The sequence below is a fragment of the Pseudomonas sp. 6D_7.1_Bac1 genome (assembly GCF_025465945.1).
Classification (GTDB): Bacteria; Pseudomonadota; Gammaproteobacteria; order Pseudomonadales; family Pseudomonadaceae; genus Aquipseudomonas.
Window position 1 is genome coordinate 13,086 of the sequence record NZ_JANLNW010000009.1, and the last position, 14,824, is coordinate 27,909.

General features: G+C 59.9%; 14 protein-coding genes. 2 read left to right on the top strand and 12 right to left on the bottom strand.

Annotated features, from left to right (window positions below):
* Window positions 1–132 precede the first annotated feature (132 nt).
* The 8 genes from NTD87_RS02855 to minC all read right to left on the bottom strand — a co-directional run bounded on the left by NTD87_RS02855 (window position 133) and on the right by minC (window position 7,981).
* Window positions 133–2,289 (bottom strand): mechanosensitive ion channel family protein, encoded by a 2,157-nt coding sequence (locus NTD87_RS02855; RefSeq protein ID WP_262111733.1) that lies wholly within the window; start codon window positions 2,287–2,289, stop codon window positions 133–135.
* 100 nt (window positions 2,290–2,389) lie between these two features.
* A complete protein-coding gene (locus tag NTD87_RS02860) occupies window positions 2,390–2,566 on the bottom strand; it encodes a hypothetical protein (protein WP_262111735.1) in 177 nt (58 codons plus the stop codon).
* Between the two features lie 140 nt (window positions 2,567–2,706).
* Window positions 2,707–3,996 carry a M18 family aminopeptidase gene (locus NTD87_RS02865; protein WP_262111737.1) on the bottom strand — a complete coding sequence of 430 codons (1,290 nt, stop codon included), beginning with the start codon at window positions 3,994–3,996 and terminating at the stop codon, window positions 2,707–2,709.
* A gap of 29 nt (window positions 3,997–4,025) precedes the next feature.
* Window positions 4,026–5,192 carry a hypothetical protein gene (locus tag NTD87_RS02870; protein WP_262111739.1) on the bottom strand — a complete coding sequence of 389 codons (1,167 nt, stop codon included), beginning with the start codon at window positions 5,190–5,192 and terminating at the stop codon, window positions 4,026–4,028.
* A gap of 57 nt (window positions 5,193–5,249) precedes the next feature.
* Window positions 5,250–5,885, bottom strand: a complete 636-nt coding sequence (locus NTD87_RS02875) for an RluA family pseudouridine synthase (protein ID WP_007940846.1) — start codon at window positions 5,883–5,885, stop codon at window positions 5,250–5,252.
* A 91-nt stretch (window positions 5,886–5,976) separates the two neighbouring features.
* On the bottom strand, window positions 5,977–6,231 hold the full coding sequence (gene minE / locus NTD87_RS02880; RefSeq protein WP_019693048.1) for a cell division topological specificity factor MinE: 255 nt from the start codon (window positions 6,229–6,231) through the stop codon (window positions 5,977–5,979).
* Window positions 6,231–7,043, bottom strand: coding sequence for a septum site-determining protein MinD (gene minD / locus NTD87_RS02885; protein ID WP_262111741.1), 813 nt, complete (start codon window positions 7,041–7,043; stop codon window positions 6,231–6,233). Before minD ends, minE begins: the two co-directional genes overlap by 1 nt.
* A 200-nt stretch (window positions 7,044–7,243) precedes the next feature.
* A complete protein-coding gene (minC, locus tag NTD87_RS02890) occupies window positions 7,244–7,981 on the bottom strand; it encodes a septum site-determining protein MinC (RefSeq protein ID WP_262111877.1) in 738 nt (245 codons plus the stop codon).
* A gap of 121 nt (window positions 7,982–8,102) precedes the next feature.
* On the opposite strand from minC, the gene NTD87_RS02895 reads away from it, so the two are divergent.
* Both NTD87_RS02895 and NTD87_RS02900 read left to right on the top strand, forming a co-directional pair.
* A complete protein-coding gene (locus NTD87_RS02895; RefSeq protein ID WP_262111743.1) occupies window positions 8,103–9,035 on the top strand; it encodes a lipid A biosynthesis lauroyl acyltransferase in 933 nt (310 codons plus the stop codon).
* Window positions 9,036–9,082: 47 nt separating this feature from the next.
* Complete coding sequence (locus NTD87_RS02900; RefSeq protein ID WP_262111745.1) at window positions 9,083–10,246, top strand: patatin-like phospholipase family protein; 1,164 nt, start codon at window positions 9,083–9,085, stop codon at window positions 10,244–10,246.
* 7 nt (window positions 10,247–10,253) lie between these two features.
* On the opposite strand, the gene NTD87_RS02905 is transcribed toward NTD87_RS02900, so the two are convergent.
* The 4 genes from NTD87_RS02905 to alc all read right to left on the bottom strand — a co-directional run bounded on the left by NTD87_RS02905 (window position 10,254) and on the right by alc (window position 14,768).
* The gene (locus NTD87_RS02905) at window positions 10,254–11,612 is read right to left on the bottom strand and encodes a nucleobase:cation symporter-2 family protein (RefSeq protein ID WP_262111746.1); all 1,359 of its coding nucleotides are present in this window, start codon (window positions 11,610–11,612) and stop codon (window positions 10,254–10,256) included.
* A gap of 187 nt (window positions 11,613–11,799) precedes the next feature.
* Window positions 11,800–13,101 carry a urate hydroxylase PuuD gene (locus NTD87_RS02910; protein WP_262111747.1) on the bottom strand — a complete coding sequence of 434 codons (1,302 nt, stop codon included), beginning with the start codon at window positions 13,099–13,101 and terminating at the stop codon, window positions 11,800–11,802.
* 50 nt (window positions 13,102–13,151) lie between these two features.
* Window positions 13,152–13,655, bottom strand: coding sequence for an ureidoglycolate lyase (locus NTD87_RS02915; RefSeq protein ID WP_007988150.1), 504 nt, complete (start codon window positions 13,653–13,655; stop codon window positions 13,152–13,154).
* Between the two features lie 117 nt (window positions 13,656–13,772).
* Window positions 13,773–14,768 carry an allantoicase gene (gene alc / locus NTD87_RS02920; protein ID WP_262111749.1) on the bottom strand — a complete coding sequence of 332 codons (996 nt, stop codon included), beginning with the start codon at window positions 14,766–14,768 and terminating at the stop codon, window positions 13,773–13,775.
* Window positions 14,769–14,824: the final 56 nt, after the last annotated feature.

A 14,824-nucleotide genomic window follows, 5' to 3' on the forward strand; every position in this document is an offset into this window, starting at 1 on the left:
CTCCCGCTGGGAGGCGCAGCCCCCCCCAAAAAGCGGCCACTGTGGCTTGTCAGTTAGATCGTATCCGCTGATTTGCGACTGCTTCGCAGCCGAGCGGGAGCAAGCTCCCTCGCCACACAATAAGTGCAGGTGTTATTCCTTCTCTAAACCACCTCCCGCCGTCACCACCTGAATGCTCATGCGCGGTGTGGCCAGGTCCAGCCCGGCTTCATCCAGATGGCGTTTGAGCGACAGGTTGAACGCACGCGACACTTCCCATTGCTTGATCGGCGCGGTCTTGAACCTGGCGCGAAGGATGGCGCTGCCGGACTCGAAACTTTCGACACCCTGAATCTCCAGCGGCGACCAGATGTTGCGGCGTTGCAGGGGGTCGGTACGCATCTTGTGGCCGACGTCGCGCATCAGTTTGATCGCGTCGTCGATTTCCATGTTGTATGGCACCGCCACGCGGAAGATCGCGTAGCCGAATTCCCGCGAGTAGTTTTTGATGCTTTTGATTTCGCTGAACGGGATGGTGTGCACGATGCCGTCGATGTCCCGCAGCCGCACGGTGCGGATGGTCAACCCTTCGACAGTGCCGAGGTGGCCGCCGACATCCACGTAGTCGTCGATGGCCAGGGAGTCTTCGATGATGATGAACAGCCCGGTGATCAGGTCGGATACCAGCGACTGGGCGCCAAAACCGATGGCCAGACCGATCACACCGGCACCGGCCAGCAACGGCGTGACGTTCATGCCCATGTTGGCCAGGGCGACGATCAGCGCAATGATGAAAATCGTTACGAACAGCACGTTGCGGATCAGCGGCATCATGGTCTGCGCGCGTGCGTTGGCCAGGCCTTTGCGCGAGCGGGTGAGGGCATGGTGCACGGCGGTGTCGCTGAGGATCCAGATCAACCAGGCGAAGATCAGCGTGCCGCCCAGGCTGAACAGTTTGACACTGACTTCATGGCCTTCGCCCTCGGTGAAGCGGATCATCGACATGCCCCAGACCCGCAGGCCGAGCTCGATGAAGGTCAGCCACACCATCAAATGCGCAAGGGTATAGAAGAAGCTTTTGAGGCGATCCGAATACAGCGCGTGACGTTTTGCCCCGCGTTGCGGCTTGAGTGCATGGCGGCGGACCAGCCCGTTGATGACCATGCACAACACCAGCAACACGGTGCAAATCAGCGATTGGCGCAGTGCGGTGCTGGTGTCGCCGGCAGACACGAAGGTGGCGAACAGCGAGATTGCCACCAGCACCAGTGCGGGCAAGTACCAGAAGGTCCCGAGAATATCGATGGTATCGCTGAGCGCACGACGGGTCAGGCGTCGCGACAATGGCTGGTTGCGGATCAGGTGGGCGATGGGTCGGCGGAATCGCAGGATGAACAGACCGGTGAAAATCGCTGCCAGCACATTGGCGATGGTCGCGGTGGTGTGGGCCAGGTGAATGCCGAGGCTGCCGACCAACCGTGGGTCGTTCAAGGCTTCACCGAAGGCTGCAAAGCTGCCGATCAGCCACAGCGGGCGGAAGGCCTGATGCCGCAGGATGTACAGGGCGCGATGCCGATGCGGACCGTCGAGCACGGAAAACGCGATCACGCAGATCGCCGAAAAACAGGTGCCGACGACCAGTGCATAGGCCAGCACCATGGCCAGGTATTTACCCAGCGATGATGGCAGGGCGTAACTCATGTAGACGGTAATCAGCAGGGCAATCAGCCAGGGACCGAGTTTGCGCAGGGCAAAGCGCAGCATGTCCCAGGTCTTGGGGTGTTGCGGCAATTCTTCAGTAAGGCCGAAGCGCGTTCGTACGCGATGGCCAAGCCAGATCAGCGCGGCGGCGAGCAGGCTCCAGAGCATCAGAATCAAGGCGAAGGCAAAGAGCATTGGCAGCCATTCGCTGGCCGGCAGCATCAGCGCACTGAGTTCTTCCTTGGCCAGGTCGAACTCTTCCGACCAGCGATTCAGCGGGCTGTCGGCACCGGAAAACTGTTGTTCGAGGCTGGCCAGCGTACCGCCGATCAAGCCGAGTACGCCTTCTTCGTCGGGTACCTGGGCCTTTTTGGTGGCGTCGCGCAGTTTCTTCAGGTCGACCAGTAACCTGGCCCGTTGCTGATCGTTTTCCAGCGATTTGATCACTTCGTCCAGCGATTGCCCCAGCGGTTCGGTGGCTTGCGGTTGGGCTTTTGGTGAGCCGTTGAGCAGGCTCGGCAGGCCGACGGCCTGAGCGGGTGCCATGGGAAGCAGCATCAACAGGCAGATGAACAACGTAGACGGCAGGGCGAAAAGACGAGCGAACACTAGGCGGTCAACCTCAACAGGTGCAGGTCGAGCGAGTGTACGAGGAGGGCAACGCCAATGCGAGCGCGGTAGCTTTCACACCGCCTGGTCGTGAGCGTTTTTATTCGTTGAGTTTGGCGAGGATCTTGTAAACCACGGTGGCGAGGATCAGTAGCATGCCGATCCACATCGAGAATACCCCGGCGTTCTTGTCGCGAAAGTTGAAGCCGATGGCCAACAGGATCATGCCCGAGAGAATTGGAATGAGCATGGAGTTGAAAACAGACATCGAGATCATGGCGACAGCCTTGTCCTGGGGGAGTGATGTAAGTCTAGGTGGCTTTTTTGCGACGTGGGTTGATGCGTATTAGAAATGACTTGGCAGCATCCCGCAATTACGGTGGTGAGGGAGCAAGCTCCCTCGCCACCGGGACTGCGTTACGGTAACTCGCGACAAGCGTAGAAGGCGCTCAACACTTTGACCAGGTGCGCCAGGTCGTGGCTGCCGCACAGTTCGCGGATCGAATGCATGGCAAACGTCGGCAGGCCGATGTCCACGGTGCGCACGCCCAGATGGCTGGCGGTGATCGGGCCGATGGTCGAGCCGCAGCCCATGTCGCTGCGCACCACGAAGCTTTGTACCGGGACTTCTTCGGCCATGCACAGATGACGGAAGAACCCTGCGGTTTCGCTATTGGTGGCGTAGCGCTGGTTGCTGTTGACCTTGATCACCGGGCCGGCATTGAGTTTCGGACCGTGGTTGGCGTCGTGCTTGTCGGCGTAGTTGGGGTGCACGCCATGAGCGTTGTCAGCCGAGACCAGCAGCGATTTTTGAATGGTGCGGACGAACTCGTCACCTTCAGGCAGCAGACGACGCAGGGTTTGTTCGAGCATCGGGCCGTCGGCACCGCACGCCGAGCAGGAGCCGACTTCTTCGTGGTCGTTGCACACCAGCACGCAGGTTTCATCGGTGTCAGCCGTCAGCAAGGCTTGCAGGCCGGCGTAGCATGACAGCAGGTTGTCCAGGCGCGCGCCGGCAATGAAGTCGCCGTGCAGGCCGATAACGGCGGCGCTTTGGGTGTCGTAGAAGCTCAACTCGTAATCGAGCACCACGTCGGCGTTCAGGCCGTGCTCCCGGGCCAGTTGATCAGTGAGCACGGCGCGGAAGTCCACGCGCTCGTCACCGGCAAATTGCGCGAGGATCGGCGGCAGCTCGGTCTGTGCGTTGATCGCCCAGCCCATGTTGGCTTCACGGTTGAGGTGAATGGCCAGGTTGGGAATGATGGCGATCGGTGCCTTGAAGTCGATCAGCTGGCTTTCGACCTTGCCATCGCGGCGGAAGGTCACGCGGCCGGCCAGCGACAGATCACGGTCAAACCAGGGGGCGAGCAATGCGCCGCCATAGACTTCGACACCCAGTTGCCAGAAACCCTGGCGTTGCAGTTCAGGTTGTGGCTTGACCCGCAGGCAGGGGCTGTCGGTGTGGGCACCGACCAGGCGAATGCCGTCGTGCAACGGGGAATTGCGGCCCATCTTAATGGCCACGATCGCGGAGTCGTTGCGTGTGACGTAGTAGCGACCGTTGGCTTCGACGGTCCAGGTCTCGCGCTCGTCAAGGCGCTGATAACCCGCCGCTTCCAGACGCTGAACAAGGCTGGCGGTGGCATGGAATGGGGTAGGGGAGGCCTTGAGGAAGTCGATCAGGCCTTGGTTCAACTCTTCGCGCATAAGTAGCTCCAGACAGCGGTGTCGCGAGTTTAACGTATTGGCTCGGGGCATTGGGCAAGTGCTTTGACGGCACTGTCATGAGGCTGGCCCTGGCTCGTTTCGGATGATCGTTTTTGCAGATAAGCAATGATTGCCTGCTCATCTTCCGGTTTTGTTGGTTTGGGCAATTGTTTTGGCCAGTGGCCCTGATCCAGGTGCCGGAGTTTTCTCTTTTGGCTCTCGTCCCAGCGCAGAATTTCTCGGGACGCGCTTTCCCACCATTCATGTCGGCAGACCGCGTAATACGGGTGATCGGGCGCGGCACTTCCGTACAGAAGATCGCGACCGACTTTCCTCAACTCTCCACGCTTGTTGCGCAATAGCCATTTGATACGCAGGCGCTGCCAGGCTGAGGGGAATGGTTTGCTACGAGGAACCTCACGGCAAAGCCCCGGCAATTGTGGGCGGTACTGTTCGCCATGCAGGGCAAAGAAGTGCTTCTGCATGGCATGAAAGAATCTTTTCTCGGCAAAGTAGTGATAAATGAATTTCTTCGCTTCTTGTACCGGTTTGCCGCGCATGGCGAATGACAGGGCGATTTGTTCGATCGTGTGTATATCGAACGAGCCTTGAGTCCATTCATCGATCAGCGTGATGGACTTTTCAAGCAGCGGTGTATCGCTGTCCGTGACGCCGCACAGGCCGCTGTTGTACAGCTTGAAGCTGTTATCGGCATTGATGCCGTGGGCCTGCAGGCAAGTGCCGAGCTTCACATAGTCCGGGCGATTGCAGACGTAGCTCCAGTCGTACTCGAAACGGTCCATCAAATACTGCTGAGGCTGAATTCGTTTGAGGATCAGAGTGGGGTTTTCGAGAAACAGCGTGTCGGTATCAACGAACAGGGTTTTTCCGGCCAGCTTCAACCCGGCAGCAATGGCACAGGCCTTGCGGCGATGGTGGTAACCGTTTTCACCTTGCCATAAGGTCAAGGTCTGTTCATTCAGGGCCAGGGTTTCAACAGGCCAGCCGGCATAGTCTTCAGGTCTGTCAGTAAAGATCCTGATGCACAGGGACTCGCCTTTCTTGAGTTGCGACAACGCAGTCAAAATACTGAACTTGGCCTCTCTGCGATAAACGTCCTGGTTGCCGTACACCAGGTACAGCAGTTGCTGCGGCACTTTTGCGAGGGCGCTTGAGTCGGGGGCTTTATGCGTCATCGGGTTCTATGTCCTTACGAGTATCGATGGCTGCCACGACGGGCCGCTGACGAGTGTTCAAAACGGTGCCGGGCACTCGAAGCGCAGGCGTTCGCCACTTTGTGGGTGGGTGAAGCTGAGCATGCTGGCGTGCAGGCACAGGCGCGGCCAGGCGGCCAGGGCTTGCGGGTGAGCGTAAAGCCCGTCGCCCAGCAGCGGATGACCGATGGACAACATGTGCACGCGCAACTGGTGCGAACGACCGGTGATCGGCGTCAGTTCCACTCGGCACCAGTCACCGCAACGCTCCAGCACGCGCCAGAAGGTCAGCGCATGTTTGCCGAATTCATGGTCCACGACGTGGCGGGGTTTGGTCGGCGGGTCGTAGCGCAGCGGTAAGTCGATGCTGCCGCTGTCCAGTTCCGGCTGGCCCCAGCACAGTGCGGTGTAGGCTTTTTCGGTTTCGCGGTCGTGAAACTGCCGAGACAGTTCGCGATGGGTATCCGGGTCGCGGGCCAGCAGGATGATCCCGGAGGTTTCCCAGTCCAGCCGATGGACGATGCGCGCTTCCGGGTAGCCGTTTTCTTGCAGGCGGGTGATCAGGCAGTCCTTGTTGTCATCGGCGCGACCGGGCACGGAGAGCAGCAGGGTAGGCTTGTCCACCACCAAAACGGCGGCGTCCTGATGGATGATGCGGATATTCGACAGCGGCATTAAAACAGCCTCGTAACAAACGCCAACGGCGGCTCAGGTCCCTTTCTGTGTTGGAAAGGACCTGAGCCGCCGTGGTTCCCGCCGGATCGACTCAGCGATCTGGCAGGGTGATATTGAGTTCCAGAATCGAGCAGCTGCCCTGGTTTTCCAGGGCGACGTGCACGTCATCGGACCCGATATTGACGTACTTGCGGATCACTTCGACCAGTTCCTTCTGCAAGGCTGGCAAGTAATCAGGGGTACTGCGCTGGCCGCGTTCATGCGCCACGATGATCTGTAGACGCTCTTTCGCTACCGACGCGGTGCTTACTTTTTTGTTGGCACGAAAGAAGTCAAAAAGATTCATTATCTACCTCCAAACAGGCGCTCGAAGAATCCCTTCTTCTCAACGTCAAGGAACCGGTGATGCACGGTTTTGCCCAGCAGACGATCGACGGCATCGCTGTACGCCTGACCGGCGTCGCTCTGGTCGTCGAGAATCACCGGCACGCCCTGGTTGGAAGCCTTGAGTACGGCTTGCGATTCCGGAATCACGCCCAGCAGGGTGACCGCCAGAATCTCTTTGACGTCTTCGACGCCGAGCATTTCGCCGTTGCTGACGCGCTCCGGGTTGTAGCGGGTCAGCAGCAGGTGTTCCTTGATCGGGTCTTCGCCGTTTTCGGCGCGACGCGACTTGCTCGCCAGCAGGCCCAGCATGCGGTCCGAGTCGCGTACCGACGAGACTTCCGGGTTGGTCACCACGATCGCTTCGTCAGCGAAGTACATGGCCAGGTGGGCGCCTTTCTCGATGCCCGCCGGAGAGTCGCAGACCACGAATTCGAAGTCTTCTTTAAGTGCCATGAGCACTTTTTCCACGCCTTCTACCGTCAGCGCGTCTTTATCGCGCGTCTGACTGGCGGCCAGCACGTAGAGGTTTTCCAGACGTTTGTCTTTGATCAGGGCTTGCTGCAGGTTGGCTTCGCCGTTGACCACGTTGACGAAGTCATACACCACGCGCCGCTCGCAACCCATGATCAGGTCGAGGTTACGCAGACCGACGTCGAAGTCGACGATAACTGTTTTGTGGCCGCGCAGAGCGAGGCCGGTACCGATAGCGGCGCTGGTGGTGGTCTTACCCACACCACCCTTGCCGGATGTAACCACGAGAATCTTGGCCAAGGTGTTTCACCCCTAAGGAAAAAGGACTTTTAGCCCCTGAAAAACATCTCTTGAAAACTACTGCAGTCGGACAGCCTTGGCTGGAATCCGGTCTGGGGCGGGGTTTACCTCGGGTAAACACTGCCTTATGCCTTTTTCCTACTTCGTTTGAGCCGTATTCGCTACGTTTTAGAGATGCTTGGAAAATGCGGCAGTATCCGTTAAAGCCGAATGATGTTCAACACGTCGCCCGACAGGCTGACTTGTACGCCGGCCCCCCACAGCGGGTCGCGGCGCAGATCTTCGGAAACCTTGTAATGACCGGCGATGGAGAGTAGTTCAGCGCTCAATTGCTGACAGAAAATCCGTGCCTTGGTGTCACCCTTTACACCGGCCAGTGCACGACCGCGCATCGGTCCGTATACATGGATGTTGCCATCGGCGAGAAGTTCCGCCCCCGGACTGACCGAAGAAATCACTACCAAATCGCCACCCTGGGCATAAATCTGCTGCCCACCACGTACTGGCGAAGTGATTATCCGCGTCGGTTTGATCGTCGGCTCAGGCGGTTTTTCCGGTTTTTTCCGGACTTCACCTTCGTGCGGATCGAGTGCTCGCTCGCGCGCGCCAGAAGGCGGCAGCACCGGCAGGTCGACGGCAATGGCGGCGGCGATGTCTTCGATGCGGCTGGCGCGGATGGCCAGCGTGCGCAAGCCATGGTGGCGGCAAACGCGCATCAGTGCGGGCAGGTCAATAGCGCCTTCAGTGGCCGGGAGCTTGTCCAGGGCCAGCACCAACGGTGCATTGCTGAAAAAATTAGGCGCCAGGGCGACCTTCGCAGCCAGTTGTCGGTCAAGGCTTTCGAGGTCATTGCGGGCCAGTTCCAGCACCGTAATGGCGAGCATGCTGCCCTTCAACTGGAACACGGGATCTTGGTCTAGCGGTTCGGTTTGGCTCATGGTCGGCATAAAACGGCTTGTCACTAAAAGTGCCGAGACTTATAACGAGAACGCCCGCGAGCCGCAAGCCGGGTCGAACCGATGTAGAATGCGCGGCCTTGTTGTCTGTCCGGAATCGTTAATGGATCGCCCGCAATTTCGAGCTGCATTTTTTCATCCGCGTTTTTGGCTGCTATGGTGCGGTCTAGGGCTGCTGTGGCTGGTCGTTCAGTTGCCGTACCCGGTGCTGCTGCGCATTGGTCGCCTGTTGGGGGCCGGCATGTATCGGGTCGCTACCGACCGTCGGCGCATTGCCAAACGCAACCTGGAACTGTGTTTTCCGGAAAAAACGCCTGCCGAGCGCAAGCGTCTGCTCAAGGATAACTTCGCTTCGACCGGTATTGCCTTCTTCGAGATGGCCATGAGCTGGTGGTGGTCACGGGCGCGCCTGGCGCGTCTGGCCCATGTCGAAGGGCTGGAGCACCTCAAACAGGCTCAACGCGACGGCAAGGGCGTGATCCTCATGGCGTTGCACTTCACCACCCTGGAAATCGGCGCGGCGTTGCTCGGTCAGCAGCACACCATCGACGGCATGTACCGCGAGCATAAAAACCCGCTGTTCGATTACATTCAGCGACGCGGTCGTGAGCGGCATAACCTCGATTCGCTGGCAGTAGAGCGCGATGACGTACGCGGCATGCTCAAATTGCTGCGCGCCGGCCGGGGGATCTGGTATGCGCCGGATCAGGACTACGGCGCCAAGCAAAGTATCTTCGTGCCATTGTTCGGCATTCAGGCCGCGACCGTTCCCGCCACCAGCAAGTTTGCCAAGTTGGGCAAGGCGCTGGTGGTGCCGTTCACCCAGGAACGCCTGGCCGATGGCAGTGGCTACCGCCTGGTGATCCATGCGCCGCTGAGCGATTTTCCGGGTGAAAGCGACGAGGTCGACTGCATCCGGATCAACCAGTGGGTCGAACGTTGCGTGCGCGATTGCCCTGAGCAATACCTCTGGACCCATCGACGCTTCAAGAGCCGTCCACCCGGTGAACCGAAACTGTATGCCAAGCGTGGTTGAACCAGACCCGCTGAATTGAAAAGCCCTAAGCGCCATGGAGTGTTGCGATGAGTTCAGCTGAGCCGGTTACAGGTTTGATTCTTTCCGGTGGCGGGGCTCGGGCGGCGTATCAGGTCGGGGTGCTGGCGGCGATTGCCGAGCTGCTGCCGGCAGGTTCTGCCAATCCGTTTCCGGTGATTGTCGGTACCTCGGCCGGGGCGATCAATGCGGTGAGCCTGGCCAGCGGCGCAATGGACTTTACCGGGGCCATCGAGCGGTTGACCGCCTTCTGGCAGGGCTTTCGCAGCCACCTGGTGCTCCGCAGCGATTGGCCGGGGGTGATCAGCCAGGCCAGCCGTTTTGTCAGCCACAGCCTGCTGGGGATTGGCGCAAAAGTGCCGGTGGCGCTGCTCAACAGCTCACCGCTGCGTGATCTGTTGAATGACAAGCTGCACCTGTCCGGAATCCATGAAGCCATTGAGCAAAAGCAACTGCACGCCGTGGCCGTCACTGCATTCGGTTATGAGTCCGGGCAAGCCGTGACCTTCTATCAGGGCGGCCGAAGCATTGATGCCTGGCTGCGCCATCGACGCATTGGCGTGCCCACTCAATTGACGGTCGACCATTTGCTCGCCAGTTCCGCGATCCCATTGTTGTTTGCGCCGGTGAAGATCGATAACGAGTATTTCGGCGACGGTGCGGTGCGTCAGTCGGCGCCGATCAGCCCGGCCTTACACCTGGGGGCCAGCCGGGTGCTGGTGGTGGGCGTCAGTGGTAACCCGCGCGGCGTTGATCCCGAGAACCCCTTGCAGCGCACCTACACCGGTCAGCAGCCGTCGCTCGCACAGATCGGCGGGCACATGCTCAACAGTACCTTCATTGACAGCCTGGAGAGCGACATCGAGCTGTTGCAACGCTTGAACCAGTTCAGTCACTTGTTGCCCGCCAGTACACCGGCCCGCAACCTCGGCGTGGCACCTGTGGAAGTCTTGGTGATTGCGCCGAGTCAGCCGATCGACGAGATTGCCGCGCGGCATCGGCAAGAGCTGCCGGCAGCGTTACGGCTGTTCTTGCGCGGGCCGGGTGCGACCAGGACCAGCGGTGCCGGGGTGTTGAGTTATTTGTTGTTCGAGGCGGGGTATTGCAGCGAATTGATCGAGCTTGGCCGTCACGATGCGTTGGCCAAGCGCGAAGAGTTGTGTCGGTTTTTGGGGTTGACGGTCACAGCGTAAGCCAGCGTCAGTGCTGATGAGCGTGGCAGTCGTTGTTGGCGGCCCGTTCTGCGCCGCCGAGAATGTTGAACAGCAGGTTCAAAGAGAGCGCGCTGAGGGTCGCCATGGCAATGCCGCTGTGGGTGATCGGGCTCATCCACAATGGCAGGTGGGCGAAGAATTCCGGACGCACCACCGGGATCAGGCCCATGCCGATACTCACCGCGACCAGCAACTGGTTGCGACGGTCGGCGATGTCGGCTTCCTGGAGAATCTTGATCCCGGTGGCCGCGACCATGCCGAACATGGCAATCGCCGCGCCGCCGAGTACCGCCGGCGGAATCGAGGCTACCAGAAATGCCGCCTTAGGCAGCAGGCTCAGCACCACCAGCAATCCGCCAGCAACAATGGTCACCGAGCGGCAGCGCACGCCGGTCATCTGCACCAGACCGATGTTCTGGGCAAAGGAGGAGTGGGTGAACGTGTTGAAGAACCCGGCGAAGAACGATGCGCCGGCATCACACAGCAAACCACGACGGAGCATCCGTGGGCAGACTTCCTGGCCGGTGATCTTGCCCAGCGCGAGGAACATCCCGGTGGACTCGACGAAGATGATCACCACCACCAGGCACATCGAAAGGATCGGCGCGAGATGGAATTGCGGCATGCCGAAGTGCAGCGGGGTGACGATTTGCACCCACGGCGCCTGCGCCATGCCGCTGAGGTCGACCATGCCGATCAGGCCGCAGAGGATGTAACCCAGGCCCATGCCGATCAGCACTGAAATGTTGACCCAGAACCCGCGCATGAAGCGATGGATCAACAGGATCGTGCCCAGCACCAGCGCGGCGATAGTCAGGTAAACGGGGGAGCCGAACTGTGCGGCGCCGTTGCCGCCGCCGGCCCAGTTCACGGCCACGGGGAACAGCGACAAACCGATCGAGGTGATGACGGTCCCGGTCACCAGCGGCGGGAAGAAGCGCACCACCTTGGACATGAACGGCGCGATGAGCATGCCGAAGAACCCGGCGGCGATGGTCGCGCCGAAGATCCCTTGCAGGCCGATGCCTGGCATACCGGCCATGGCCACCATACTGCCGACCGCCGCGAAACTGGCCCCCATCATCACCGGCATGCGAATGCCCATGGGGCCGATACCGAGTGATTGCACGACGGTCGCAATACCGGCGACCAGCAAGTCGGCGTTGATCAGGAAGGCGATTTCTTCACGATTCAGGCCTGCGGCCTGTCCGATGATCAGCGGTACCGCGATGGCCCCGCCGTACATCAGCAGAACGTGTTGCAGACCGACCAGGATCAGTTGCAAAAGGGGTAGTCGTTGAATGGCGGGTGCGTCGGGGATGCGTGCTTCGGATGACACGGACATGCAACACCTCGGATCTTTTTTATTCTTGTGATTTTTTGCATCAGGCAGACCTGTGGCGAGGGAGCTTGCTCCCGCTGGGTCGCGAAGCGGCCCCACTTTCTCCCGGAGGAAAGGGGACTGCTGCGCAGTCCAACGGGAGCAAGCTCCCTCGCCACAAAAGCCCGATACCACAGGGCTTAGTGTCGACTCAGTTGGTACGGGCTCCCTGGTTGATCCAGGCGCCGATCAGGTCACGTTCCTGTTGGGTCATCTGCGTGATGTTACCCAACGGCATGATCTGGCTGGCGACGGCCTGGGCCTGAATCCGCGGAGCGTTTTGGCGGATTTGTTCCGGGGTGTCGAACATCACGCCGGCCGGTGCGGCGCTGAACAGCGGGCTGGTCGGTTTGGCCGAATGGCAGACCGCGCAACGTTCCTGAATCACGCTGTGCACCTTGCTGAAGTCCGGACCTGCATTGGATGCCTGGGTCGGGGCTGGCGCAGGCGCTGCTGCGGGCGCTGTTTCAGCAGGTTTGACACCACCGCCGAGGGCGGTTTCCGGCAACGGTTGGTACTCGATCTTCGCCGGTGCCTTGGCCACTTCCGGGCTGTTCATCGGCGCCGGGCCGGTCACATAAGCCAGGCAGATCATGCCCACTGCCGCGACGGGCAGGGTCCAGGCGAACTTGTGGCTCTGGTGACGGGTGTTGAAGTAATGACGCACCAACACCGCCAGTACCGCGATCCCGGCCAGGATCAACCAGTTGTACTGGCTGCCATAGGTGCTCGGGAAGTGGTTGCTGATCATGATGAACAGCACCGGCAAGGTGAAGTAGTTGTTGTGGCGCGAGCGCAGCAAACCTTTGGCTGGCAGTGCCGGATCCGGTGTGCGGTTCTCGGCGATGGCCGCGACCAGTGCCCGTTGGGCCGGCATGATGATGCGGAACACATTACCGACCATGATGGTGCCGATCATGGCGCCAACGTGCAGGTACGCACCGCGACCGCTGAACACTTTGCTGAAGCCGTAAGCGGCGCCAATGATCAGCACGAACAGGATGAAACCAAGCAGGGCAGGGCGTTTGCCCAGCGCCGAGTCACACAGGAAGGAGTAGATGAACCAGCCGATGAACAGCGAGCCGAGACCGATGGCCACGCCTTCAGGTCCGCTCAGGCTGCTGCCAGGTGCCAGCAGGTACAGCGTCGGGTTGGAGTAGAACACCACGCACAGCAGCGCGATCCCCGACATCCAGGTGAAGTAGGCTTCCCATTTGAACCAGTGCAGGTTGTCCGGCATGGTCGGTGGGGCCAGTTTGTATTTCTCCAGGTGGTAGATACCGCCACCGTGAATCGCCCAGAGATCGCCGGCCAGACCGTTTTTCGGGTTGACCCGATTGAGGTTGTTTTCCAGCCAGACAAAGTAGAACGACGCGCCGATCCAGGCCACGCCAGTGATCATATGAACCCAGCGGATGCTCAGGTTCAGCCATTCCATCAAATGTGCTTCCACAGTCTTTACCTCTCGCCTGTCACTCTGTAGTCGAGTGATCAGACCTTCTCTTATTGGTGGGGGGCGAGGATCAAACGCTCATCCTCTTTGAAAAAATGCTCATCGCAGTTATTGCCTGTGCCACTGCGATCAACCACCAGGAAGTCATCCCGCTTTTCGATCGTCAGCACCGGGTGGTGCCAAACGCCGCGATGGTAATTAATGCCCTGCCTGCCGTTGGTGACGAAGGCGCGGACCAAGCCTGATACAGGTTCATCGCCAAGTGGCGCGACCACGATCAGAAAGGGGTTGCCGAGCAGCGGAATGAAAGCCTGGCTGCCCAGCGGATGGCGCTCCAGCATGCTGACGGTCAGCGGCATGTCCTGCGCGTCGGCGCGGAAGATGCTGATGATCGCCTTGTCTTCTGGCGTGGCGGTTTCAACCGTGGCCAGTTTGTGAAAGCGCATGGTCGAACCGTTGTTGATCATGAAGTGATCGCTGCCATCGGTTTCGATCACGTCACCGAAAGGGGCGAAGGCTTCTTTGGTCAGCGGTTCAATCGTCAATGTGCGCATGCTGTTCTAATCCAGATTCTGTATTGATAGTTCTATTGCTATCGCGAGCAGGCTCGCTCCCACAGGGGAATGCATTTCAAATGTGGGAGCGAGCCTGCTCGCGATTGGCCTCACCGCTTACTTCGCTACCTTGCCGAGAACGCGCAAGCGGCTCACGCCACCGTCCGGGAACACGTTCAGACGGATGTGGGTGATCGGCCCCAGGGCTTTGATCTGCTCGGCGAAGGTGTGTTCGGCGTGCATTTCCAGCTTCTGGGCTGGCAGCAGTTCGCGCCAGAACAGTGACTGGGTCTCGATCTGGCTGTCGGTGCCGCCCTTGACGAACGCGCCCTGGATCGAACAGGTGTCCGGGTAGTTGCCCTTGAAGTGCAGGGTGTCGACGATGATTTTTTCGATCTCACCCGGGTGACCCAGCGCGACGATCACCCAGTCATTGCCCGGGGTGCGACGACGGGCAGTTTCCCAGCCATCACCCATGTTGATACCACGGCCCGGGTTAAGGATGTTGCTCATGCGACCGAAGTGCTCGTCGGAGCAAGCCAGTGCGCGACCGCCGTTCAGGGCGGCGGCCAGGTCAATTTGTTCGTTGTCGCCAACCGCCGACCAGTCGCGGAACGGAATGCCGTACACGCGCAGACGAGCGACACCGCCGTCCGGGTAGATGTTGAAACGCAGGTGGCTGAAGGCCTGGTCGTTGTTGATTTCGTGGAAGTGGTGGCTGTTGCCTTGCAGCTCGACGGCCGACAGCACTTCAACCCACTGGGTGTTTTCAGTCGGCTCGCCGGAGGCCAGGAAGCAGGCTTCCAGGGAGGCGGACGGCGGGAAGTTGCCGGTGAAGAATGAGGTGTCGATGTCCACGCCCTTGATCGAGCCGGGTACACCCAAGCGGATCACGGCGCTGTCGTAGCCTTCGAAGCGCTTGCGACGCGACTCCCAGCCATCCATCCACTTGCCGTTGTCATCGAACACGCCTTCTTTCCACACCGCCGGGGTCGGCTGGAACAGGCGGTTGGCATCAGCGAACCAGTCATCGGTGACCGAGATGATTTTGGTGCCCAGGCGGGCATCGGCCAGGTTGACGAACTTCTCGAAAGGTACGGCGTAAGCTTTCATTCTTCTTGTCTGCCTTTAATAAAGTGGCTTGGGATACTCTCGGGGCCCAGGGAAAC

What these genes read in the sequence shown, in the direction of transcription:
- NTD87_RS02905 (WP_262111746.1), bottom strand. Translation starts at nt 11,612, where the DNA reads ATGTCCGTGTCATCCGAAGCACGCATCCCCGACGCACCCGCCATTCAA.
- minE (WP_019693048.1), bottom strand. Translation starts at nt 6,231, where the DNA reads ATGAATCTTTTTGACTTCTTTCGTGCCAACAAAAAAGTAAGCACCGCG.
- NTD87_RS02870 (WP_262111739.1), bottom strand. Translation starts at nt 5,192, where the DNA reads ATGACGCATAAAGCCCCCGACTCAAGCGCCCTCGCAAAAGTGCCGCAG.
- NTD87_RS02915 (WP_007988150.1), bottom strand. Translation starts at nt 13,655, where the DNA reads ATGCGCACATTGACGATTGAACCGCTGACCAAAGAAGCCTTCGCCCCT.
- alc (WP_262111749.1), bottom strand. Translation starts at nt 14,768, where the DNA reads ATGAAAGCTTACGCCGTACCTTTCGAGAAGTTCGTCAACCTGGCCGAT.
- NTD87_RS02865 (WP_262111737.1), bottom strand. Translation starts at nt 3,996, where the DNA reads ATGCGCGAAGAGTTGAACCAAGGCCTGATCGACTTCCTCAAGGCCTCC.
- NTD87_RS02860 (WP_262111735.1), bottom strand. Translation starts at nt 2,566, where the DNA reads ATGATCTCGATGTCTGTTTTCAACTCCATGCTCATTCCAATTCTCTCG.
- NTD87_RS02875 (WP_007940846.1), bottom strand. Translation starts at nt 5,885, where the DNA reads ATGCCGCTGTCGAATATCCGCATCATCCATCAGGACGCCGCCGTTTTG.
- NTD87_RS02895 (WP_262111743.1), top strand. Translation starts at nt 8,103, where the DNA reads ATGGATCGCCCGCAATTTCGAGCTGCATTTTTTCATCCGCGTTTTTGG.
- minC (WP_262111877.1), bottom strand. Translation starts at nt 7,981, where the DNA reads ATGAGCCAAACCGAACCGCTAGACCAAGATCCCGTGTTCCAGTTGAAG.
- NTD87_RS02900 (WP_262111745.1), top strand. Translation starts at nt 9,083, where the DNA reads ATGAGTTCAGCTGAGCCGGTTACAGGTTTGATTCTTTCCGGTGGCGGG.